We start from the raw sequence: 22,805 nt of genomic DNA, 5'->3' as shown, positions 1-22,805 counted from the left end.
GCTACTCGAAGCGGTCGAGGACCGCGCCGAGCGCGTCGAGCGCGGGCGCGACCTCGCTGGGGTTGCGTCCGAGACTCACGCGAATGCGCTCGTCCGCCCCGAAGAAGCGGCCGGGGACGACGAGGACGCCCTCGTCCCACGCGGCGGCCGCGAGCTCGTTGCCGTCGACGTTGTCGGGGTCGAGGAACGCGAACGTCGACCCCTCCGCGAGGAACCCCTCGACATCGTCGCGCTCCGCGAGGAACGCCTCGAACAACTCGGTGTTCTCCGCGAGCAACGTCCGCGCGCGCTCGGCGAGGTGGTCCTTGTTGTGGAGCGCGCGCCGGCCGAGCGCCCGGCTGGTGTCCGCGACGCCGAGGAAGTGCATCGACACCGAGTGCGCGCGCTCGACGAACTCGCGGTCCGCGACCAGCCACCCAATGCGGAGGTCGTCGAGCCCGAAGAACTTCGTCAGCGAACTCGTGACCACGGTGTCGTCGAGCCCGGCTGCGGTCGGCCCGCCGAACGGTCCGTCGCGGGGCTCGGTGACGTACGGCGCGTACACCTCGTCGACGAGCAGGCGCGCGCCAGCGTCGCTGGCGACGGTCGCAAGGTCCGCGAGCGTGTCGCGCTCGGCCAGCGAGCCGCTGGGGTTGTGGCGGTTGGTTACCGTGACGAGTTCCGTGTGGTCGGTGAGCGCCTTCTCCGCGCGCTCGACGTCCAGCCGGTAGACCTCGCCGCGCAGGAACCGGTCGACTTCGGCGCCGAGCGCCGCCGGCGTCTTCACGAGCGGCTCGTAGCTGGGCTTCTCGACGAGTACGCGCTGTTTCTCCTCGGGCTCCTCGTCGGGGCCGAGGCCGAGCGCGGTCGCGGCGGCGACGACGTTCGCCATCGTCGCGCCCGGCGTCACCAGCACCTGCTCGGGTTCGACGCCGTACTCGCCGGCAATCTGGGTTTCGAGGGTCGCGCCCCTCGGCGGGTCCGAGAGCCCATCCAGCGGCTCGGGGACCGCCTCGGGCTCGTGGTCGCGGTCACCGCGCAGGTCGCTGGACGCGAGGTCGTACAGCGCGACCTCCGGCCGCCCGGAAATCCATTCGAGGTACTCCAGCCGCGGGAACATGTCCCGTTCTCGGTCCCGCGGTGGGAAAGAAGTTGTCGCTCCGGCGCAGCCGGCCGAAGCGAGTGCCACGACCGGAAGCCGTTAAGTCGCCAAGTTCCGACCTACTGGTGTGGACGACCTCGCCGACTGGCTCCGGGACCGACCGCACTACGACGGCCAGCTCGTCGACGAGCGCACGCTCCCCGGCCGCGACGCGAGCACGCGGGACGTCGACCTCGAATCCCGCCTCGAATCGGCGCTCGCGGAGCGCGGTATTGACGCGCTCTACGAGCACCAAGCCGACGCTATCAGCGCGGTCAGGGATGGCGACGACGTGGTGGTCGCGACGCCGACCGCGAGCGGGAAGAGTCTCGCGTACACGGTGCCGGCGTTCGAGCGCGCGATGGACCACGGCGGCCGCACGCTCTACGTCGCGCCGCAGAACGCGCTCGTCGCCGACCAGCAGGAGACGTTCTCCGAGCTCGCCAGCGACCTCGGGTTCGGGAGCCGCGTGCAAGTGGACACGTACACGGGCCGACTCTCCCGCTCGGAGAAACAGGCCGTGCGGGACCGCCGGCCGACGGTCCTGCTGACGAACCCCGAGATGCTGCACTACGCGCTGTTGCCCCACGGCCACCGGCTCTGGGAGTGGTTCTTCTCTGGGCTGGAAACCGTGGTGCTCGACGAGGTCCACGAGTACCGCGGCGTCTTCGGCGGCCACGTCGCCCACGTCCTGCGCCGACTCCGGCGGGTCTGCGAGCGATTCGACGCCGACCCGGACTTCGTCTGTTGTTCGGCGACCATCGGCAACCCCGTCGAGCACGCGGCCCGCGTGACCGGCAAGCCCGAGTCGGGGTTCGCGCTCGTCGACGAGGACACGAGCGAGCGCGGCCCGCGGCACTGGCTCTTGTGGAATCCGCCCGAGGAAGCCGGCGGCGAGGGCCGGCGCCGCTCCTCGCACGTCGAGACGCGGCACCTGATGGCCGACCTCGTGATGCGCGGCCACCAGACGCTGGCGTTCACGCGCTCCCGGCAGGGGGCCGAGCGCAACGCCACCGGCACTGCCGACGACCTCCGCGACCGCGGCGAACACGACCTCGCCGGCGAGATTGCGGCCTACCAAGCCGCACTCACGGACGACCGCCGGCGAAGCCTCGAAGCCGGCCTCCATGACGGTAGCCTCCGCGGCGTCTGGAGCACGAGCGCGCTCGAACTCGGCGTAGACGTCGGCGGCCTCGACGCCGTCCTCCTCGACGGCTACCCGGGCACGCAGATGAACACGTTCCAGCGCGCGGGCCGCGCCGGTCGGGGCACCGACCCCGCCGCCGTCGCGCTCGTCGCTGGCGAGGACCAGCTCGACCAGTACGTGATGAACCACCCCGAGGAGCTGTTCGACGGGGACCCCGAGGACGCCATCGTGGACCCCGCGAACGAACACCTGCTGGACCCGCACGTCGCGTCCGCGGCCCGCGAGAACTGGCTCTCGCCCGAGGACGAGCGGTACTTCCCGCGGTTCGCCGAGCGCGTGCGAACACTCGAAAGCCGGGGCGTGATCGAACGCCGCGAGACGGAGCACGGCACGCGCTGGACGTACGCCGGCGACGGCAGCCCCCAGCACGAGATGAGCCTGCGCTCCATCGACGACCGCGAGGTGCGACTGCTGGACCCTTCGGGCGACACGATTGCGACGATGGAGTTCTCGGACGCGCTCCGGGACGCCCACCCCGGCGCCATCTACCACCACCAGGGCCAGCGCTACGAGGTCGTGGACCTCGACCTCGCCAACGACGTGGCGGACCTCCAGCCGACGTACGCCGACCACTACACGCGCGTGCTCACGGACAAGGACATGGAGGTCCGCGAGGACCGCGAGGAGCGCGCGCCGTTCGCCCGCGAGGACGTGCCCGTACGGTTCGCGGACGTCACGCTCACCGAGCAGGTGACTGGCTACGAGCGTCGGAACGCCAAGCGCGGCGAGTCGGAGGCGACGGTGAGCCTCGACCTCCCCGAGCAGACGCTAGAGACGCGTGCGCTCTACTACACGGTGCCGTCGGACGTCGAGGCCGAGTTGCGTGCGGCGGGCGACCTCCCGGGCGCGATTCACGCCGCCGAGCACGCGATGATTTCGATGTTCCCCACGGAGTTGCTCTGCGACCGCGGGGACATCGGCGGGCTCTCCACGCCCGTCCACCCGCACACCGGCCGCCCGACTATCTTCATCTACGACGGCTACCCGGGCGGCGTCGGGCTGGCGCGCGCGGGCTTCGACTCGGTGGCAGAGCTGGCCGAGCGCACGCTCGCGATGCTGGAAGCCTGCGACTGCGCGGACGGCTGCCCGGCGTGCGTGCAGTCCCCGCAGTGCGGGAACGCCAACGACCCGCTCGACAAGCAGTTGGCAATCGAGTTGCTCGACGCGATTACGTAAGTTACCCTACTCACTCGCGACGAACGCTGTTCGGTGCGTCTGCTGTCGCTCGTGCTTCGAACTGTCTCCAGGACCACCGATAGCTGTAAGTGCTTTTGGTACACAAATTCAACACATAATGGCCGAAGCCGAGAACCCCCCGGAGAAGACAACCGTGAACATCCGCATCACCGAAACCTTCCTCGACGACGTCGACGCGACGTGGCAAGAGGAAGGGTACAACAGCCGCAGCGAGTTCATCCGCGACGTTCTCCGTGACGCCGTGAAACACCCCGACTTCAACCGCGCGGACCTCAAGGCGATGCTCGCCGGCGAAACTGACATTCAGGAAGACCGCACCCGTAGCAGTGACGCTATCAAGGACGAGTACGACCTCGACGACGGATGAGCGACGACTAGGACTGGGAACTCACCGAGACTACCGACTGACAGTTCGCATCCCTCGAAGCGTACGCACAGGAGCGAATCGCTTCGAAGCTCGACGAGGTAGTCGAGGACCCGTGGCGTGACCCCTTCGACTACCTCGAACCACTGCAAGGCGCACCCCACCAGAAGCTCCGCGTCGGTCCGTTCCGCCTCGGCTGTCGCGCCGACCGAGACTCGAACACGCTGTACGTGCTCCGAATCCGCAAACGTGTCGGCGACGCCTACCGCAGCGACGACGATTAGCGCGCGTCGACGCGGTCCCGACGAGAAGTTCACCGGAGCGTGAACTCGGCGTCAGACGCTGCCAGCATGGACAGCGAGTGGTAGCGCAGCGCGGTGACGACGGGGACGCTGACCGCGGCGAGCAGGAGGAAGCCGACCAGCGCCGCGACCGCGACCGCGGCGAGCGCGACCGGCGCGAGCGCGGCGCCGAAGACGGCGAGGCCGAGTGGCACGGCGACGACCGCGCCCGCGAGACTGAACACGACGCCGGCGCCGACCAGCAGGACGGCTTTCACGAGCACGTACACGCCGAACTCCGCCACTCCGCGCGCAGCGTCGGCCAGAGGTGCCGCCACCCGTCGAGGACGCTGCCGCCGCGTTCGGCCATCAGCGGCACGACGAACGCGGTCGTGAACTCCGAGACGAGCGCCGCGCCCGCGCCGACGACGAGCAACAGCGGGACGGTCACGACGAGCGCGAGCAGCCAGAGGACCGCACCCGTGGTCGCCGCCAGCGCCGCGGGCGCGACGACGCCGGCGACCGCGAGCGCGACAGCGGCGAGCACGAGCAGCCGGAAGCCGAACAGCCGCAGCCCCGCGCCGAGGTGCCGGCGGAATGGCGCGAGGACGCGGACGTTCCGGGAGCGGAGCGCGTCCACGAGCACGAACTCCATCACGGAGCCGACGACGGCCAGCGCCAGCGCGACGACGACCGCTATCGCGAGCACGGAGACCGCGGCCGCGAGGAACGCGGGTCGCGTGACGGCGTCCCCGTACTCGACGACCGTCTGTGGCGGCACCTCCACGGAGACCATCGGCGTCTGGGGCGGCGTCAATCCCGCGAACATCGCGACGACCGCGAGGCGCGCCCACACGCCCGCGTCGAACGGCACCAGCAGCGACTTCGTCTCGCCGAGCGCCTCGTCTAGCGACTCGGCCGCGTCCCACGACATGCGCGGCTGTTCGACGCGGGCCGCGAAAAAGCTAGGTGGCGCTCGGGCGCGATGTCGGCTACTCGGCGGCCTTCACGAACGCGTCGAGGTCGAGGTGGCCGGCGCCGTGGTACAGTTCGCCCTCCTCGGGCTGGCTGGCCGTCTCCTGGATGAGCGCCTCGACCTCCTCGGCGCTGGCGTCCGGGCGCTGCGACCGCACGAGCACGACCGCGCCCGCGACCTGCGGGGCGGCCATCGACGTGCAGGTCTTCCAGCCGTACGCGGGCACGGTCTCGCCGTCGTCTCGTACACCGTCGAGTAGACGAGGTTGTTGTAGGCGGCGTCGTTGCCCGCGGCGAGTTCCTCCTGGTCGGCGTTGCCGCCGACCGCGCGTCTTCCCGATGCGAACCCGCGATAGACTTTAGACCGCCCGCGGCCAACTTCGGGGTATGGCCCCATCCGGCGACCCGGACGCCGACGAAACCGTCCTCTCCCCGGACGAGCTCGACATCGAAGCCCGCGAGGAGGTCGCCTCGATTGGGGAGGATCGGTACGTCATCGGCCCCGACGGTCCACCAGACACCCCAGAGACCGACGACAACGGGGACAGCACCGACGACGCGACCAGCGACGGCGACGACACCGCCACCGAACCCGACCAGTCAGACATCGAGGACGCCGACGAAACGCCCGAACAGTCGGCGACCTCCGACGACACGGACGCCGTCGAAGAGATTACCGGCAGGGACGTGAAGCGGTGGCTCGTCGACGAACTCGACGAGCACGACAGCGAGTACGCCTACCGCATCGCCGCCAAGTCCGGCGACTCCGTCAACCACCAGCAGCTCGCGACCGACGACATCGGCGCGGCGTTCGACGGCCTGCTCGTCTGGTACGCCCAGCAGGTCGCTGCCGGCACGCCCGTGGACGAGGCGCTGGGCATCCTGCTCTCCGAGTCCAGCGTACAGGCGCGCTACCCGACCTCGCGGCTGGTCGCGTACCTCGAAGCCCACGACCTCGGCCCCGACGACTCCATCGCGGACCTCGTGGAGACGGTCTCAGAGCACGACGGCCTCGTCTTCCCGAAGCGCCGGTAGTCGCCCGGTTTTCCGCGCTGATAACGGCCACGAAAGGGTTTTATCGGTGGTCGTCCGTCTCACGGGCATGATGAATCTGGAGAGTGGCGAGCGGCAGGCCGACACGGCCGCTCACGTCGTCGAGTTCGAACTCGGCAACGAGGTCTGTGCCATCGACATCGACGCCGTCGACAGCATCGTCGAATCCAAGCAAGTCACGCGCGTCCCGCGCGCCCCCGACGCCGTCGAGGGCGTGATGGATCTTCGCGGGGAGACCACGGCCATCGTGGACCCGCGGGAGTTCCTCGCCATCGAGGGCGACCTCGCTTCCGACAACATCCTCGTGCTCGACCGCGCCGACGACAAGCAGAAGATCGGACTACGGGTCGCGGAAGTCACGGAGGTTTCGGACTACCCCGAGCTGCAGGTCGACACGGGCGACGACGTGAGCCGCATCGGGACGGCGGCCGTCGAGCGCGACCTCGTGAAGGGCGTCATCCGGAAGCTCACCGAGGAACTGGACGAGGACGACGATATCGAGGACGCCGACGTCGACCTCGTGCTGTGGCTGGACATCGACCAGCTCATCGACGCGGTCGCGGACACCGAAAACGGCGACAATCAGCGCTGATAATCGGTGAGGAGGGTTTATTAGCCCCTTCCCCAAACGAGGGAAGCATGGCGAAGCAGGTCCTACTGGTGGACGACTCGGAGTTTATGCGGAACTTGCTCCGCGAGATTCTCGAAGAGGAGTTCGAAATCGCGGACGAGGCCGAGAACGGGGTCGAGGCCGTCGAGATGTACAAGGAGTACGACCCCGACCTCGTGATGATGGACATCGTGATGCCGATTCGCGACGGCATCGAGGCGACCTCAGAAATCAAGAACCACGACCCGAGCGCGCACATCATCATGTGCACGAGCATCGGGCAGGAGGAGAAGATGAAGAAGGCCGTCAAGGCCGGCGCCGACGGCTACATCACGAAGCCGTTCCAGAAGCCCAGCGTCATGGACGCCATCTCCGACGTCTTAGCGGCATGACGAAGGCGCTGGTGGTCGACGACTCGCACTTCATGCGGACGGTCATCAGCGACATCTTGGAGAACGGCGGCGTCGAGGTCATCGACACCGCGGCCAACGGCAAGCAGGCCGTCAAGAAGGTCGAGGAGCTCGACCCGGACGTGGTGACGATGGACGTCGAGATGCCGGAGATGAACGGCATCGAGGCGGTCGAAGCCATCACGGAGCGCCACCCGACGCCGATTCTGATGCTGTCCGCGCTGACCACCGAAGACGCCGACGCGACGCTGGAAGCGATGGAGAAAGGCGCCGTAGACACGTTCGCGAAGCCCGGCGGCACCATCTCCACGGAGCTCTCGGGCCACAGCGAGGAGCTGGTCGCGGCCGTCGAAGACGTCGCCGCCGCGGACCCGACCGCAGGCCACGACGTCCAGCAGTCGGCGCCGACGACCAGTACGCCGGCCGCCGACGCCGACTACGTTGAGAACCCGACGCTGCTCATCGGCGCGTCCACGGGCGGCCCGAACGTCGTGGAGTCGATTCTGAGCGCGCTCCCCGGGGAGGCGAAATTCCGGGTGCTGATAGTCCAGCACATGCCCGACCAGTTCACGTCGCGGTTCGCCAACCGCCTCGACCAGACCAGCGAGTACGACATCAAGGAGGCCGCTGACGGCGACCGCATCAGCGGCGGCGAGGGACTGGTCGCGCGCGGCGACTACCACATGCAGGTGTCCGGATACTCGAACGGCCGCCTGCGGGTGCGCCTCGACCAGAGCGAGCGCCGCCACAGCGTGCGGCCCGCCATCGACGTGACGATGGAGTCCGCGGCCGAACACATCATGGACCCGCTCGTCGCCGTCGTGCTGACGGGGATGGGCACGGACGGCGCCGACGGCATCCGTGCGGTCAAGGACGCCGGCGGCTCGACGTTCGCACAGGACGAGGCGACTAGCGCGGTGTTCGGCATCCCCGAGCGCGCCATCGAGACCGGCTGCGTGGACGAGGTGCTGCCGGCGGACCGACTCACCGAAGCAATCACCGACTCGATACGGAGGAGTACCTGAATGGACGACTACTTGGAAGCCTTCGTGCGCGAGGGCGAAGAACACGTAACGAATCTGAACAACGCGCTGCTGGAACTGGAGTCCGACCCCGGCAACGAGGAGGCGATGGACGCCATCTTCCGGACCGCCCACACGCTGAAGGGGAACTTCGGCGCGATGGGCTTCGAGGAAGCCAGCAACCTCGCCCACGCGGTCGAGGACCTGCTGGACGCGATGCGACAGGGCGACCTCGAAGTGACCGGCAACCGGATGGACCGCATCTTCGAGGGCGTCGACGAAATCGAGGCGTGTCTGGACGAAATCGAGGCCAACGGCGAGGTCGAGCGCGACGTCTCGGACACCGTCGAGTCCGTCCGCGCGGTGCTCGACGAAGCGGGCGACGAGCCCGCGGAAGCGACCGAGGACGCCGCCGAGGACGCCGCCTCGACCCCCGACGCCGACCCGTTCGCAATCGTGGACCGCGAGACGGTCGCGAACGTTGACCGGCGCGTCTTCCACGTCCACGTGGACATGAGCGACTCCCAGATGAAGGGCGTCGACGGAATGTTCGTGCTGGAGGCTGCTCAAGAGGAGTTTGACCTCCTCGGCACGGACCCGAGCCCGGACGCCATCAACGACGGCGACTACGACGACGGCTTCGAGCTCGTCGTCGCCAGCGACGTCGCGGACGTCGCCGCGACCGTCCACTCGTTCCCGAAACTGAACGACGCCACGGTCACGGAGCTCACCGACGACGCCGCGGCTGAGGCGGACGAGAAAGCGGGCGACGACGCCGACGACAGCGTCGAGCCGGAACCCGCGGAGAGCGACGAGGAAGCCGCAGACGCGGCCAGCGCCGACGACGCCGACGACGCCGACGACGAGTCGGAGGACGAAGCGGACGACGACGGCGACTCCGCGATGGCGTCCACAGACACCGAGATTCAGTCCGTGCGCGTGGACGTCGACCAGCTGGACGAGCTCCATGGGCTCGTCGAACAGCTCGTGACCACGCGCATCAAGCTCCGCCGCGGGATGGAGGGCAGCGACCGGCAGGTCGACGACGAGCTCGACGAGCTGGACAAGATCTCCGGGAGCCTCCAGGACACCGTGATGGACATGCGGCTGGTCCCGATGAAGAAGATTGTCGGGAAGTTCCCGCGGCTGGTCCGGGACCTCGCCCGCGAGCAGGACAAGGACATCGAGTTCGTCGTGGAGGGCGACGACGTGGAACTCGACCGCACCATCCTCACTGAGATCAGCGACCCGCTGATGCACCTGCTGCGCAACGCCGTCGACCACGGCATCGAGCCGCCGGAGGTGCGCGAGGCGAACGGCAAAGACCCCGAGGGGACGGTGACGCTGTCCGCGGAGCGCAACCGCGACCAGGTCATCATCCAGGTGCGCGACGACGGCGGCGGCATCGACCGCGAGCGCGTCCGCGAGAAGGCCGTCGAGAAGGACATCATGAGCCGCGAGGAGGCCGACGAGCTCACCGACGCGGAGGTCGAGGACCTCGTCTTCCACCCCGGGTTCTCCACGAACGACGAGGTGACCGATGTCTCCGGGCGCGGCGTCGGGATGGACGTCGTCCGAGACACGGTCTCGCGGCTCGACGGTTCGGTGTCGGTCTCCAGCGTCCCCGGCGAGGGGACGACGTTCACGATGACGCTGCCGGTGACGGTCGCCATCGTGAAGGTGCTGTTCGTGGAGAGCGGCGGCGAGGAGTACGGCATCCCCATCAAGACCGTCGACGAGATATCGCGGATGAAGCAGGTGAAGACCGTCGACGGCGAGGAAGTCATCACGTACGACGAGACCGTCTACCCGCTCGTGCGGCTCGGCGACGCGCTGAACGTCCCGGGCGACACCCGCGACGACGACGGGATGCTCGTCCGCATCCGCGACACGGAACGGCAGGTCGCGGTCCACTGCGACGACGTCCGCGGCCAGGAGGAGGTCGTCGTCAAGCCCTTCGAGGGCATCCTCTCGGGGATTCCGGGCCTGTCGGGCGCGGCCGTCCTCGGCGAGGGCGACGTGGTGACCATCCTCGACGTGTCGACTCTCTAACCATGAGCACGATGATAGACATCCGGCGGTTACAGACGGTGAACGAACTCGCCCGCGAGGGCGCCTCGACGGTCGCGGACAACCTCAGCCAGCTCACCGGCGTCGAGACGGAGATGGAGATCACGAAGATCAACGTCCTCGACGTCGAGGACCTCGGCGCCCACCTCGGCAACCAGAAGCAGGTCGGCGTCAACGTCCCGCTGACCGAGAAGCCCTACGGCTCCGTGCTCGTGCTGTTCGACGACGCGAGCGCGCGCCGCGTCGCTTCCACGATGATGGGCGGCATCGACAGCGACGGCGGCGCGTACAGCGACATGGAGCGCTCCGCGATTCAGGAAGTCGGCAACATCATGACCAGCGGGTTCATCGACGGCTGGGCGAACGTGCTCGGGCGCACCATCGACATCTCCACGCCGAACCTCTTCCGGGCCTCCGGCGACGACATCGTCGCGCACTGCGTGGACCCCGGCGAGCACGAGATTGCGATGGTGTTCGACGCCACGCTGTCGGCGCCCGACGCGGACATCGAGGCCAAGATTTACTCGTTCCCGGACATCGAGGAGTTCGTCTCGATGATAAACAGCATCTGATGCGCGTCGACCTCGACTCGCTGGCGTCGTTCAGCCACACGGGCGCGGAGGGCGGCCGGCGCGCCGCCGACGCGCTCGAAACGCTGACCGGCGTCCCCGCGCACTGCGAGCTCTCGCGGACGACGCTCGTGGACGCCGACGGCCTGTCGGCGTTCCTCGGGGACGCGTCGACCCGCATCGCGGTGCCGTTCGACGGCGTGCTCGCGGGCCGCGCGCTCGTCTCCTTCGACGAGCCGTTCGCCGCACGGGTCGCCGAGGAGACCGGGATGGGCGGCGGCGCGCTCCCCGAGGTCGCGAACATCCTCACCAGCGGGTTCGTGGACGGCTGGGCGGAGGAAGCGGACGACACCATCGACATCCAGCCGCCCGAGCCCGCCGACGACGAGTCGCTGGTCGGTGACGTGGCGGTCGCCGACGGCGCCGCGTTCGTCTTCGAAAGCCGCATCGGCCTCGCGGGCGTCGATGGCGTCTGCCGGTTCGCGGTGCTGCCCGCGCCCGAGGAGTTCGTCGACTACCTCGGGGACAACGATGCCCTCTCACCGGACGCGCTCGCATCGTACGCGCAGTTGACCGCGCAGAGTGCGGACGCGGTCGCGGACCACCTCGGCGCGATGACGGGAATCGACCCCAACGCCGTGGAGTCGCACTTCGACTTCGTGCCCGTCGAGGACGTGCCGTCGCTGCTCGACGACGCCGCCTACGAGGGCGCGGTCTTCGAGACCGACGGCCCCGTGAGCACGGTGCTTGCGGTGCTGTTCGACGAGAGTGAGGCCGGCGCCGTCGCGGACGCGCTCGTCCCCGGCGGGGACCCCGACGCCGACCTCGCGGAGAGCGCAATCGCCGAACTCGGGAATGTCACGGCCAGCGGCGTCCTCGACGGCTGGGCGAACGCCCTCGACACCACCATCGACATCTCCACGCCGTCGCACGTCCACGACGACGGGCGCGCGGTGCTGGACACGGTCGCCGCGGCGTACGGCCGCCACGCCGACACCGTGGCCGTCGTGGACGCCACGGTCGCGCTCAGCGACGACCTCACGTGTCGCGTCTGCGCGTTCCCCAGTCCGGAGGACGCCGACACGGTCGCCGAAATCGCGGGGACGCTCTCCGCGGGCGACACCGACCCCGACTTCCCGCCCGAGTACGGGGGTGACGGGGCGTGAGCAGCGAGCCGCGGAAGGCCCGCGTGAGCGTCGCCGACTGGCGCGTGACCGACGGCGAGGACACCCTCGTCACCAGCGGCCTCGGCTCCTGCGTCGCGGTCGCCGTCTACGACGACGACGCCGCGGTCGGCGGGCTGCTGCACGCGATGTTGCCCGCCGCGCCGTCGCCCGCGGAGACGCCCGCGAAGTACGTCGACTCCGGGCTCGACGAGATGCTCGCGGCGATGTACCGCCGCGGCGCCGACCCCGAGAACGTCGCCGCGAAACTGGTCGGCGGGTCCGCGATGCTGGACATCTCGGTCGGGGAAGCCATCGGCGACCGGAACGTCGAGGCCGCCGAGCGCGCGCTGGAGGCCGCGGACGTGCCGCTGCTCGCCAGCGAGACCGGCGGCAGCACGGGACGGTCGGTGACCTTTTCCCCGGCGAGCGGTGACGTACGGATAGACCGCGTGGACGGGGTGGACGTGATTTGACAGACTTCGAAGACCTCCTAGCGTTCGTGGAGCGCGAGACGACGTTCGCGACCAGCTACTACGACGACGCCTACCTCGACCGCCGCGTCTCCGCGCGGATGCGCCGCCGGGACGCCGACACCTACGCCGAGTACCTGGACGTGCTCCGCGAGGACCCCGACGAGCGCGCAGAACTGCTGGACACGCTCAGCGTCAACGTCACGCAGTTCTTCCGCGACCGGAAAGTGTGGGCCGCGCTCGAAGACGTGCTCGTGGAGACCGCCGACGACCAGTCGTCGGTCTCCATCTGGTCGGCCGCGTGCGCGGACGGCCGCGAGCCGTACTCGCTGGCGATGCTCGCGCTCGACGCCGGCCTCCCGCCGCGGGACGTGGACATCCTCGCGACCGACATCGACGAGGACGCCCTCGACCGCGCGCGGCAAGGCTTCTACCAGAGCACGCGCACCGCGGACATCCGCGAGCAGTTGGGCTTCCTCGACGACCCAATGGCGTACGTCGAGCAGCGCGGCGACGGCGGGTTCGTCGTCGCCGACCACGTCAAGGACCTCGTGACGTTCGAGCGCCACGACCTCATCACCGACGACCCCAAGTCGGGCTTCGACTTGGTGTGCTGTCGGAACGTCTGCATCTACATCGACAAGCAGTACAAGCGCCCCATCCTCGACACCGTCAGCGCCTCGCTGCGCCCGGGTGGCCACCTCGTGCTCGGCCAAACGGAGACGCTCCCCAGCGGCGTCAAGGAGCGCTTCGAGGCCGCCGACCCCCGCATCCGCATCTACCGGCGGCTCCCCGAGGCGTGACTCCGGCGAGGAGTAACGCTTATTCTACCTGACTGACCAACTACTGGTAACCACGAGGGGGTCATGTCGGAATCAGCCATCGCGGACTTCGTCACATCGTTCATCCCCGACACGGCCACGCACGCCGAACCCGTGCGCGGGCGCGTCGTGATGAGCAAGCGTCGCATCGTGCTCGCCACGGACAGCGACCGCGTCACCATCCCCCTCGAAGGCGTCTTCGACGTCCAGCACGAAGCCGCCCCGGGCGACCTCGCGGAGTTCTTCGACGACACCGTCACCGTCGCCTACGAGCGCGACGGCGACCGCCACGTCGCCGTCATCGAGGGCGCCGGTGACACTGTCGAGCGGTTCGTCATCCTCGTGTTCAAGGGCCTGCTGAACGGCTCGAAGGTCCACGTCAAACACCCCGCGCGACGCGGCGGCTGCGTCACCGACCAGCCCTTCGAGTCGGCGAAACTGTTCGTCTCCCCCGGGACCGTCGAGTTCCGCGGGGCCGCCGACGCGGAAATCGACGTCTCCACGGTCACGCACTTCGAGCGCGTCGAGCGCGAACTCGGCGGGACCACGCGCCCGCTGCTCTCCGTGCGCCACATGGGGGCGACCGGCGCCGTGACGACCGAACTCGCGCTGGACTCCGGCCGGAAGATGAACCTCCTCGGGCGGTTCATCCGCCTGCGGTACACGCACCTCAAGCAGGAGCTGGCGGACGTCGAACTCACCAGCGAGGAAATCGAGGCGCTGGTCGCCATCTACTCCAGCGGCCCGAACGCTAATCTCGCGACCGTCCTCGGCGTCGACGCCAGCCGGCTCACGATGTTCCTCAACGACCTCATCGACAAGGACCTCGTCCGCGACGACGACGGCGTCCACCTCACGTCGATGGGCCGCGCCGCCGTCAGCGAACACATCGAAGACGTCAACATGTAGCGCCGGCCCGACTCGCTCACTCGACCCGCCGCAGAACTGACCGCTACTCCTCGTTGATTGCTTCGCTGGCGATGTTCCGGCCGCGGGTCTTCATCGTCACCTCGCGGCGCTTGCGCACCTCTTCGAGGACGTCCACCTCGATGAGGCGCTCGAAGATGGACTCGACCTCGTCGACGTCCATCCCGAGGAAGTCTGGAATCTCGAACGACGACACCCCCGAGTACAGCGCCATCAGCACGCGCTTCTCGGTCTCCGAGAGGTCGACGGCACCCTGGCTCTTCTCGGCTTCCTTCGTCAGCAGCGACTCCAGAATCGAGCAGGTGTGCGAGTCGCTGGAGAAGTACGTCTGCACGCTCGTGTCCTCGACGGTGTGCTCGACTTTCAGCACGGGGCTCTTCTCGCCCTGCACGTCCAGCGAGGCGGCTTCCGCGGAGCCGACGTCGTCTAAGTCCACGGAAACGAACGACCCGCTCTGCATCGCGACGCTCAACTGGTCCTCGTCGACCTTGATGCGCGCGCGCTGGAAGGACTCGTCCTGCACGACCCCGCCTTTCACCGCGGGGTGTTTCACGAGCAGCTCCGTCTGGTCGAGCAGCGCGCCGTAGAGCTTGGTCTCGAACTGCTCGGTGTTCTCCCCCATCGAGACCAGCACCACGCTCTCGGAGCTCATCCGGATGCTCACGTAGTTGCTGACCTGCGCGACCGTCTGGTTGACGTCGTGGCGGCCGCTGAGCCCCGACACCTCCGACAGCGGGAGGCTGCGCTTCCCGTCGTTGCCCGCGAGGACGACGCGCTTGTTCGACAGGAGGATGCGGCCGTTCGTCCACTCCGCGTCCTTCATCCGACGGCCGTCCTTGACTGCCTGCAGGAACTTCCCCGCGCCGTCCGCAATCTTGTGCTCGGACTCGCTCATTCCGCCTCCCCATGCGGACGTGCGGGCGTCCCAACCCCGTCGTTTGCGTGCCGGCCCGACGCGTCCGTACTCATTACTTGCGGAACTTATTCTGCTGGCGCATATAACGTTTTGCGTGCGATTCTCGGATTTGAAATCGAGACACGGGAACGCCCCAGTCGCGTCACCCGTTCGTCACGAGTGGCCGCCGAGCTTCGAAATCGCGGAGAACGCCCGCCGCCGCACCTCCGCGTTCTCGGTTTCGTCGACGAGTTTCTCCAGTCGCTTGCGCGAGCGCTCGCCGCCGACCTTCCCGAGCGCGAAGGCCGCCATCGCGACTGCGTCCGCGCCGTACTCGTCGGTCTCGATGACCTCCAGCAGCGCGGTCTCGACCATCCGCCCGCCAATTTCCGCCAGCCCCGTCGCCGCGAACTGCGAGATGAGGTCGTCATCCTCGCCGAGCACGTCCCGCAGGGCCTCCACGGCGTCCATCTTCGTGGACTTGTCGCCCGCGACGCGGCCGAGCATCCACACCGCGTTCCGGCGCTGGTGAATCTGGGTGCCCTCCTCGATGATCTCCACGAGCGACGCCACGATGGAGGCGTCGCTGCGTGCGGCCATCCGGTCGACGATGGTCTCGCGGAGTTCGTGGCTGCGGTCCGGCGGCACATTCGACAGAATCTCGATGAGCGAGAAGACTGCCGCCCGCCGCACGAGGTCGCTCTCGTCGCCCAGCCGTTCGACCAGCGCGTCCACGGGCTTGGCGTTCTCGAACTGCCCCAGCGAGCTCACCGCAGTCCGCCGCATCTCCTCGCTGTCGTCGTCGACGACCGACAACAGTCCTTGGAGGGCGGCCGGCCCGTTCAGCCGGCCGAGCGCCTCCGCGGCCTCCCGGCGCACGCCGAGGGGCTGCCCCTCCAGATGTTCCACGAGGACGCCCGCGACAGATGGGTCCTCGATACGACCGAGCGCGCGCGCAATCCGCGCACGCACCTCTGGATGCTGTTCGGCCTGCAGTCGCTGGGCGAGCGGCTTCGCTGCGTCCTCGACGCCGAGCAACCCCAGCACGTTCGCCGACGCCATCCGCAGCTCCACGGTGTCGGCGTCCAGGCTCTCCACGAACGCCTCCGCCTGCGCCCACGTCGCCCCCGACTCCGGGACGGACTGGCCTAGCCCCTCCATCAGGGCCTCGACGGCCTCTTGTTGCGTGAGCGCGTCGATAGCCGCCGCACGGACCGTCGGGTCCTCGTCGCTCATTGCCTCCACGAGCGCGTCCAACCCCTCCGACTCCGGCTCGTCGAGGTTCCCGAGAATCTCGGCTGCGCGTCGCCGAACCGTCTCCTTCTCGCTCTCCCGCAGCAGTTCGACGAGCTTCTCGACGTCCCCGGAGCGTTCGAGCCCGTACAGCGATGGCACTACCACACAGGTACGGTGAGAACGTATAAGTCGGTGTTGGTGGGCGCCAGCGCGGTCGGGTGCGCTGGCTCACGCGGTCACCGGCGACCGGTCGGCGGAGTGCTGTCCCAAGGAACATATACCCGCAGTCGCCTACCCGGGCGCATGAGTGAAGACGACGGTTCGGTGCCGAACGACTCCCCAGGGAGCGACGACGGGGACGACTCGACGCTCGGCTTCTCCCGGCGGACGGTCGTTGTCGGTGCCGCCGGCATCGGTCTCGGGTCGGTACTCGGCGTCGGTTATGCCGTGCTTGGTGGCTCGAACGACGGCAACCAGCAGACGCGGACCGTCGAACCCGAACAACCGAACGAGGACGGAACGGCGTCGCTGGCGGAACTCCACTACATCCTCGAGAACAGCGGCTCGGAGAGCGGACGCCTCGACGTCACGGAGTTCGTCTACTTCCCCGACGACGCCTCAGTTAGAATCTCGTACCGAACCCGCGCGGACGAAGTCGAGGACGTCCCGCCACAGCGCCAGCACGTCCGCGAAGTCGGGCAGATGGTTCGCATGTACGCCGAGTACGTCGCGCAAGACGGCGACGAAGCCGACGTCGTCCACGCCCACATCGAGAACCCCAGCGAACCCGCCGAACAGCCCGACGGCTACCTCGTGCGCCGCGAGTGGGTCGAGAAGTACAACAGCGGCGAGTGGGACGGCAACGAGACGCTGAACACCGTATTCGGCAGCTCGTACACGGACGAAGCGCTCGAGAACGAGACCGCGGACAACGCCACGACCGCCGCCCCGGCGAACACTTCCGAGTAGCCTCTCCGTTCTGCTGTCGCTGTTCGACTGTCACTGACGCGCGCAAAAAGTGGAACGGAAAGTCGAGCGGAACCGATTACAGCTGAACCGTGCTGCCCTCGTCACCGACGAGCGAGTCAGGAACCTGCAGGTTCGCGTACCGCTGCGAACCGGATTCCGTCGTAATCGTGAGTTCGACGTTTGCGCTCTCACTGAGGAGGCCGAGCTGGCTGTTGTCGTACGTCCCACTGGCATTGAGGGCAGCGTCGACAGGCTGGCCCACTCCATCGTTGTGAGAGTTATTGTAGGCCTGCTGGAGCGGGATGATAATTTCGTAGCGGTCGCTCTCGCTGGTCATCACCGTGTCGTCGCTCTCCGCAGTAATCTTCCCGACGAAGTAACCGGGTTCACCGTTCCCATCAGCAACAATTTGGTCCGTACCGTCGTCAGTAGTCTGCACCTCTGGTGCATCCGCTTCGGATGCGTGAACGAGGTTCGCGAAGGAATCCCCGCCGACGTACTGGATGCTCAGTCCCGAGAGGTCAATATCGCTGGCGCCCGGCGACTTCTGGACGGCGAGCTTAATGGTATGAGCTTTCGGCACGTCTGTCGTGTTGTTGAAGTCCGTGAAGTTCTGGAGGCCAGACTGGTCAGTCGTGTTCGCGACGATTTGCGTTGTTCCGGACGTATTGGCGATGTCACCGACCGCGCCGATGACGTTGATGTTGTTTGCGACCTGGTCGGTACTGTCCTGTCCCGTGTCCTCGGCCTGCGTTTGGAGGACACCTGCGGTGTTGATGAGGACGCCAGCGGCGATCGCGGCGACCAGGACCATCGCGATGAACACGATGAGCGTCCCGATCCCCACCTGACCGCGTGCTTCCTCGTCGTTGATGAATTCAAACATTCTTCTGGATTAGAGTTGCACCGAGCTGCCGCCCTCACCGATGAGGGAGTCAGGAACCTGCAGGTTCGCGTACCGCTGCGAACCGGATTCCGTTGTAATCGTGAGTTCGACGTTTTCGCTCTCCTCAAGGAGGCCAAGGTCACTGTTATCGTAACCCTGGTAATTCGAGTCCGAGTCACTAATCGGCTCGACGCTTTCAATAGGCTGGCCCGCTGATTCAGGATCAGAACTGGTGGTGGCACTCGAGTTGTAGACCTGCTGGAGCGGGATGACGATTTCGTAGCGATCGCTCTCGCTTGTCATCACGGTGTCCGTCTCCGTGTCAGCCGTGATCGCTTGCACGAAGTACGCAGACGTACCTTCACCCTTCACCCACGGACCATCAGTTAAGCTATCGGATGCGTTGATCGCAGGGGCTTTCGCCTGGGTATGGTGGATTAGGTTCGCGAAGGAATCCCCGCCGACGTACTGGATGCTCAGCCCGGAGAGATCGATGTCACCGGCGCCCGGCGACTTCTGGACCGTCAAGCGGAGCGTGTGGACCTCCGAGTCACTAAGTTCTGTGTTGAAGTCGGAGATATTGTTGCTAGCGTTGACGATCGCAGTATCAGTTGCACTCGCGTTCGCAACATCACCGACTGCGCCGATGATGTTAACGTTGTTTGCGACTTGGTCGGTACTGTCTTGGCCGGTGTCCTCGGCTTGAGTCTGGAGGACACCTGCGGTGTTGATGAGGACGCCAGCGGCGATCGCGGCGACCAGGACCATCGCGATGAACACGATGAGCGTCCCGATCCCCACCTGACCGCGGGCTTCCTCGTCGTTGATGAATTCAAACATTATTCTGGATTACAGCGTGACCGTGCCACCCTCGTCACCGACGAGCGAGGACGGGACGCGGAGATTCACGTAGCGCTGCGAACCCGAGTCAGTCGTGACGGTCAGCTCGACGCGGTCACTCTCTTGGAGGAGATCGAGGTCCGTGTTGTCGACATCCATATTGGAAAGGTTCTCCTCGATGTCCGCGCCTGTCCCATATGTCGCTGTGGTGACTTTTTCACCCTTGTAACTAGCCTGAATCTCGCTCACGTCACTGTCAGTGCTGTTGTTCCAGTAGGTTCCGGTCGGGATGACAATCTCGTAGCGGTCGCTCTCGGAGGTCATCACCGTGTCTTCCTCGGTTTCAGCGGTGATAGCCTGCACGAAGTAGACGTTGGAGACGTTTCCGTTCTCAGCAGTGTCGTTCTTCTCGCTGATGTGGACGAGGTTCCCGAATCCGTTCGGGCCGACGTACTGGATGCTCAGTCCCGAGAGGTCAATGTCACCGGCACCCGGCGACTTCTGGACCGTCGTGCGGATCTCGTAGATACTCGTCTCGGTAACGTCGACGTTATCGGCATCGGCGTCGTTCACTTCACCGACTGCGCCGATGACGTTGATGTTGTTTGCGACCTGGTCGGTACTGTCTTGGCCGGTGTCCTCGGCCTGCGTTTGGAGAACACCAGCGGTGTTGATGAGGACGCCAGCAGCAATGGCGGCGACCAGGACCATCGCGATGAACACGATGAGCGTCCCGATCCCCACCTGACCGCGGGCTTCCTCGTCGTTGATGAATTCGAACATTGTTGTTGTCTCTGCCCCGTTCCCGAGACGGGTACATGGGGCTCACCCTCAACGAACCCGGACCTATACTAAAAGGTACGCCCCCGGTTATCAGCCGTGAAAAACGCAGTAGCAGTCCGCTAACAGCTAAACGGCCGGGGGTCGTGTTCGCACACATGAGCGAAGGACTCGACTTCGAGGCGGTCAGGCACCGCCTGAAGCTGGTGCGGGACGCCGGCGACGAACGCATCTTCGAGAACCGAGGTGACGTGGCGTGTCCGGTCTGTGGAGACGCGTTCACGGAAGCCATGGAGACCACGCGGCGGACGTGTCAGTTGTCGGCGGGGCCGTCGGTGGACGTCTGCATCGTTCGGGAGTCGAATCGTACAGTCGTTCTCACGCACGCGTAGCGGGCGCGATTATACGAATTGGTAACCGTGGGGGAAACCTTTTATAGCTACTTGGCACGTCTTCGGCCACGAATGCTGGGTACGCTTCGAAAACTACTCGGCCGGGGGTCGGAGCAGCCGGCGACGGACGGCGGCACCGACACTGGCCAGTTCTCCTTCGGCGATCAGGACAGGCACGCGGCGGCGGTGCGGGACGGCTACGAGGTCGAGGGGGCTCGCCTCGACCCGAGGCTCCCCGACGAAGCCCACGACCACCTCGGGGGACTGCTCGACGAGACCGGCCCGGAGGCCGCGACGTACGTCCCCGCCTACGAGGCGGCGGGCGTCGACGCCGCGGAGTTCGTCGCCGCACACGAGGCCGCCGTCGACGGCGTCGTGCGTTCGGTGTTCGACCGGCTCCGCGATGAGGGACTCGACGAGCAGTCCCTCGATCGCGCGGAAGCCGAGTTGCGGACGGGACTGGACGCCGTCGTGGAGGACGCCGCGGCGGGCGTCGAGGCGTTCGGCGGCGAGAGCGGAGACGAACTGAACGTGGAGGACGACGAGCTGCTTGACGGCGTCGGCGTGCCGGTGTTCATGCTGGACGCCGAGGGGGAGGTCGTCGCGTGGAACGACGCGCTCGCGGAGCTCACGCAGTGTCCTGCCGAGGAGGCCATCGGCATGAGCAACGCCAGCGAGGGGTTCTACCCTGACGGGCGTCGCGTGCAGACGCTCGCCGACAAGGTCATCGAAGTGCCCGAGACCGCGGACCGCGAGTTCGGCGTCGACCCCGCCGACGCCACCGACGGCGGCTACGTGGACTCCAGTACGATGGTGACCGCGGACGGCAAGGAGCGCGAAATCCGGTTCACAGCGACGCCGATATTCGACGACGGTGAACTGGTTGCCGTCGTCGAGACAGTCGAAGACCGCACCGAGGACGTCCGTCGCACGGAAGCCGTCGAGGACCTCGTTGCGGAACTCAGTTCGACCATCGACGCGCTGTCAGCGGGCCACCTAGAGCAGCGCGCGTCCTTCGAGCGCGACGGCGTCATCGACGAGCGCCTGCTCGGCGTCGTCGACGACCTGAACGGGATGGCCGACGAGTTCGAACGCCTCGTCGGACAGGTCGACGGGCGGACGCAGGAGCTGGCGACGTCGATTCGACGCGCGACCGAGGACGCCAACGAGATCGCGGAGACGGTCGACGAGCAAAACGAGATGCTGTCGGACGCCGCCAGCGAGATGCAGAACTTCTCCGCGAGCATGCAGGAGGTCGCGGCCAGCTCCGACCAGGTGGCGGCGGCCGCCGAGCAGGCCCAGACTGCCGCGGAGAACGGGCTGGACGCCAGCGAGGGCGCGAGTCAGGCGACCGACGAGGTCATCGAAATCAGCGACGACCTCGTGGACAGCGTCTCCGAGCTCGAGGAGAAGATGGATGAGATCGAGGACGTCGTCGACGTCATCGCGGAGGTCGCCGACCAGACGAACCTGCTGGCGTTGAACGCGAACATCGAGGCCGCGCGCGCCGGCGAGGCCGGCAGCGGGTTCGAGGTCGTCGCCGACGAGGTCAAGCAGCTTGCCAACGAGACTCGCGAGCACACCGAGCGTATCGCGGGCAGCATCGACGACGTCCAGCAGCAGGCCAACGAGACGGTGCTAGCCGTCGAGGAGTCCCACGAGCAGATTTACCGCGCGGGCGACGAAATCGACGACGCGCTGACCGCGCTCGAAGAGATTGCGGACGCGGTCGACGAGGCGGCCACGGGAATTACGGAGGTCGCGCGCGCGAACGACGAACAAGCTAACACCGTCGAGGACGTCATTGTTACCATCGAGGAAGTCCAAAGCCAGGCCGAACAGGCTGCGGACGCGTCCCAACGCATCGTCGAGGCGACCGACGAGCAGTCCGAGGCCGTGCGCGACCTCGACGACACCGTCGACCAGTTGACGTCGAGCGACGAGCAGCTCACCGAGGAGACCCAACGATGACCCTGAACCCACGAGAGTACGACCCCGAGGAGTTGCGCAGTGCGGCCCGACAGAGCGACGGCCAGAACATCCGCGAGCTCAAAGAGCGGCTCACCGAGCACGAGCAGACCGCCGACGAGGCGATCCGGTCGAGCCAGCTCAAGCAGCTGTTGTTCATGCACTCGAGCGCGAGCGAGGAGAATCTCCAGCGGCCGTACCTGGAGACGATGCCCGGGAAGTACGCCGCCGAAATCACGCTGTTCGAGTGGCTGGAGTTCCTGCTGGAGCGCGGCGGCGTGAAGCGCTCGCTTGACGCCATCGACTACTACGAGTCCATCGGGTGGGTCGGTGAGAACGCCGCGGAGGAGCTGCGCGACCACGTCCGCGGGTTCGCGGGGCCGGCCGACGAGGAGGCGCACTCGGACTTCGAGATGACCGACCACGTGCTCAGTCTCGTGTTCATCGCGCGGCTCTCCTCGATGGAGTAGTCGGTCAGTAGGCTCTCCTTTCAGCGTTCGTACAGTCCGCTCGCGCGCTCTCGACTCCGCTCGCCCCGTCGTAGCCTGACTCAGGCGCCGCGATACCAATTGTTCGT

The 22,805-nt window shown here is 67.2% G+C and carries 24 protein-coding genes and 1 pseudogene; 17 read left to right on the top strand and 8 right to left on the bottom strand.

Annotation, left to right across the window (positions count from 1 at the left end):
• Nucleotide 1 precedes the first annotated feature (1 nt).
• The gene (locus tag HHUB_RS05560) at nucleotides 2-1,099 is read right to left on the bottom strand and encodes a pyridoxal phosphate-dependent aminotransferase (protein ID WP_059056597.1); all 1,098 of its coding nucleotides are present in this window, start codon (nucleotides 1,097-1,099) and stop codon (nucleotides 2-4) included.
• A 109-nt stretch (nucleotides 1,100-1,208) separates the two neighbouring features.
• On the opposite strand from HHUB_RS05560, the gene HHUB_RS05555 reads away from it, so the two are divergent.
• The 3 genes from HHUB_RS05555 (at nucleotide 1,209) to HHUB_RS17335 (ending at nucleotide 4,172) form a co-directional block, all read left to right on the top strand.
• Nucleotides 1,209-3,503, top strand: coding sequence for a DEAD/DEAH box helicase (locus tag HHUB_RS05555; protein ID WP_059056596.1), 2,295 nt, complete (start codon nucleotides 1,209-1,211; stop codon nucleotides 3,501-3,503).
• Nucleotides 3,504-3,621: 118 nt separating this feature from the next.
• Entirely contained in the window at nucleotides 3,622-3,891 is a 270-nt protein-coding gene (locus HHUB_RS05550) for a ribbon-helix-helix domain-containing protein (RefSeq protein ID WP_059056595.1), read from the top strand.
• Between the two features lie 77 nt (nucleotides 3,892-3,968).
• On the top strand, nucleotides 3,969-4,172 hold the full coding sequence (locus tag HHUB_RS17335) for a type II toxin-antitoxin system RelE family toxin (protein WP_370683884.1): 204 nt from the start codon (nucleotides 3,969-3,971) through the stop codon (nucleotides 4,170-4,172).
• 29 nt (nucleotides 4,173-4,201) lie between these two features.
• On the opposite strand, the pseudogene HHUB_RS05545 reads toward HHUB_RS17335, so the two are convergent.
• Nucleotides 4,202-5,103: pseudogene (locus HHUB_RS05545) on the bottom strand (DUF7544 domain-containing protein).
• 58 nt (nucleotides 5,104-5,161) lie between these two features.
• A complete protein-coding gene (locus tag HHUB_RS17325; protein ID WP_059056594.1) occupies nucleotides 5,162-5,371 on the bottom strand; it encodes a S8 family serine peptidase in 210 nt (69 codons plus the stop codon).
• 160 nt (nucleotides 5,372-5,531) lie between these two features.
• Between HHUB_RS17325 and HHUB_RS05535 the strand changes: the two genes are divergently transcribed.
• The 10 genes from HHUB_RS05535 (at nucleotide 5,532) to HHUB_RS05490 (ending at nucleotide 14,244) form a co-directional block, all read left to right on the top strand.
• Entirely contained in the window at nucleotides 5,532-6,179 is a 648-nt protein-coding gene (locus HHUB_RS05535) for a DUF7500 family protein (protein ID WP_059056593.1), read from the top strand.
• Between the two features lie 67 nt (nucleotides 6,180-6,246).
• Entirely contained in the window at nucleotides 6,247-6,789 is a 543-nt protein-coding gene (locus HHUB_RS05530) for a chemotaxis protein CheW (RefSeq protein ID WP_238324017.1), read from the top strand.
• Nucleotides 6,790-6,836: 47 nt separating this feature from the next.
• On the top strand, nucleotides 6,837-7,199 hold the full coding sequence (gene cheY / locus HHUB_RS05525) for a chemotaxis protein CheY (protein WP_059056592.1): 363 nt from the start codon (nucleotides 6,837-6,839) through the stop codon (nucleotides 7,197-7,199).
• Entirely contained in the window at nucleotides 7,196-8,242 is a 1,047-nt protein-coding gene (gene cheB / locus HHUB_RS05520) for a chemotaxis protein CheB (protein ID WP_059056591.1), read from the top strand. Before cheY ends, cheB begins: the two co-directional genes overlap by 4 nt.
• Nucleotides 8,243-10,291 (top strand): chemotaxis protein CheA, encoded by a 2,049-nt coding sequence (gene cheA, locus HHUB_RS05515; RefSeq protein WP_059056590.1) that lies wholly within the window; start codon nucleotides 8,243-8,245, stop codon nucleotides 10,289-10,291.
• Nucleotides 10,292-10,293: 2 nt separating this feature from the next.
• Entirely contained in the window at nucleotides 10,294-10,881 is a 588-nt protein-coding gene (locus tag HHUB_RS05510; RefSeq protein ID WP_059056589.1) for a chemotaxis protein CheC, read from the top strand.
• Nucleotides 10,881-12,044 carry a chemotaxis protein CheC gene (locus HHUB_RS05505; protein ID WP_059056588.1) on the top strand — a complete coding sequence of 388 codons (1,164 nt, stop codon included), beginning with the start codon at nucleotides 10,881-10,883 and terminating at the stop codon, nucleotides 12,042-12,044. Before HHUB_RS05510 ends, HHUB_RS05505 begins: the two co-directional genes overlap by 1 nt.
• Nucleotides 12,041-12,517, top strand: coding sequence for a chemotaxis protein CheD (locus tag HHUB_RS05500; RefSeq protein WP_059056587.1), 477 nt, complete (start codon nucleotides 12,041-12,043; stop codon nucleotides 12,515-12,517). The genes HHUB_RS05505 and HHUB_RS05500 overlap by 4 nt, the downstream gene beginning before the upstream one ends.
• A complete protein-coding gene (locus HHUB_RS05495; protein ID WP_059056586.1) occupies nucleotides 12,514-13,317 on the top strand; it encodes a CheR family methyltransferase in 804 nt (267 codons plus the stop codon). Before HHUB_RS05500 ends, HHUB_RS05495 begins: the two co-directional genes overlap by 4 nt.
• A gap of 63 nt (nucleotides 13,318-13,380) precedes the next feature.
• On the top strand, nucleotides 13,381-14,244 hold the full coding sequence (locus tag HHUB_RS05490) for a CheF family chemotaxis protein (RefSeq protein WP_059056585.1): 864 nt from the start codon (nucleotides 13,381-13,383) through the stop codon (nucleotides 14,242-14,244).
• Between the two features lie 43 nt (nucleotides 14,245-14,287).
• Here HHUB_RS05490 and cheF1 read toward each other — a convergent pair whose 3' ends face one another.
• Both cheF1 and HHUB_RS05480 read right to left on the bottom strand, forming a co-directional pair.
• Complete coding sequence (gene cheF1 / locus HHUB_RS05485) at nucleotides 14,288-15,157, bottom strand: chemotaxis protein CheF1 (RefSeq protein WP_059056584.1); 870 nt, start codon at nucleotides 15,155-15,157, stop codon at nucleotides 14,288-14,290.
• A gap of 174 nt (nucleotides 15,158-15,331) precedes the next feature.
• Entirely contained in the window at nucleotides 15,332-16,552 is a 1,221-nt protein-coding gene (locus tag HHUB_RS05480; RefSeq protein ID WP_059056583.1) for a HEAT repeat domain-containing protein, read from the bottom strand.
• Nucleotides 16,553-16,696: 144 nt separating this feature from the next.
• On the opposite strand from HHUB_RS05480, the gene HHUB_RS05475 reads away from it, so the two are divergent.
• Complete coding sequence (locus HHUB_RS05475; protein ID WP_059056582.1) at nucleotides 16,697-17,362, top strand: hypothetical protein; 666 nt, start codon at nucleotides 16,697-16,699, stop codon at nucleotides 17,360-17,362.
• 76 nt (nucleotides 17,363-17,438) lie between these two features.
• Here HHUB_RS05475 and HHUB_RS05470 read toward each other — a convergent pair whose 3' ends face one another.
• The 3 genes from HHUB_RS05470 to HHUB_RS05460 are packed head-to-tail and all read right to left on the bottom strand — an operon-like array spanning nucleotide 17,439 to nucleotide 19,871.
• On the bottom strand, nucleotides 17,439-18,248 hold the full coding sequence (locus HHUB_RS05470; protein WP_059056581.1) for an archaellin/type IV pilin N-terminal domain-containing protein: 810 nt from the start codon (nucleotides 18,246-18,248) through the stop codon (nucleotides 17,439-17,441).
• A gap of 9 nt (nucleotides 18,249-18,257) precedes the next feature.
• Nucleotides 18,258-19,088, bottom strand: coding sequence for an archaellin/type IV pilin N-terminal domain-containing protein (locus HHUB_RS05465; protein WP_059056580.1), 831 nt, complete (start codon nucleotides 19,086-19,088; stop codon nucleotides 18,258-18,260).
• 9 nt (nucleotides 19,089-19,097) lie between these two features.
• Nucleotides 19,098-19,871 carry an archaellin/type IV pilin N-terminal domain-containing protein gene (locus tag HHUB_RS05460; RefSeq protein ID WP_059056579.1) on the bottom strand — a complete coding sequence of 258 codons (774 nt, stop codon included), beginning with the start codon at nucleotides 19,869-19,871 and terminating at the stop codon, nucleotides 19,098-19,100.
• Between the two features lie 155 nt (nucleotides 19,872-20,026).
• Between HHUB_RS05460 and HHUB_RS05455 the strand changes: the two genes are divergently transcribed.
• From HHUB_RS05455 to HHUB_RS05445, 3 genes are all read left to right on the top strand, one after another.
• On the top strand, nucleotides 20,027-20,260 hold the full coding sequence (locus HHUB_RS05455; protein ID WP_059056578.1) for a DUF7385 family protein: 234 nt from the start codon (nucleotides 20,027-20,029) through the stop codon (nucleotides 20,258-20,260).
• 72 nt (nucleotides 20,261-20,332) lie between these two features.
• Complete coding sequence (locus HHUB_RS05450; protein ID WP_059056577.1) at nucleotides 20,333-22,231, top strand: methyl-accepting chemotaxis protein; 1,899 nt, start codon at nucleotides 20,333-20,335, stop codon at nucleotides 22,229-22,231.
• Entirely contained in the window at nucleotides 22,228-22,698 is a 471-nt protein-coding gene (locus tag HHUB_RS05445) for a FlaD/FlaE family flagellar protein (RefSeq protein WP_059056576.1), read from the top strand. Before HHUB_RS05450 ends, HHUB_RS05445 begins: the two co-directional genes overlap by 4 nt.
• The last annotated feature ends 107 nt before the right edge of the window (nucleotides 22,699-22,805 follow it).

Origin of the sequence: Halobacterium hubeiense (assembly GCF_001488575.1) — an archaeon.
Taxonomy (GTDB): Archaea; Halobacteriota; Halobacteria; order Halobacteriales; family Halobacteriaceae; genus Halobacterium; species Halobacterium hubeiense.
Note: the sequence above shows the minus strand (reverse complement) of the source record. Positions and strands in the feature narration are given on the sequence as shown.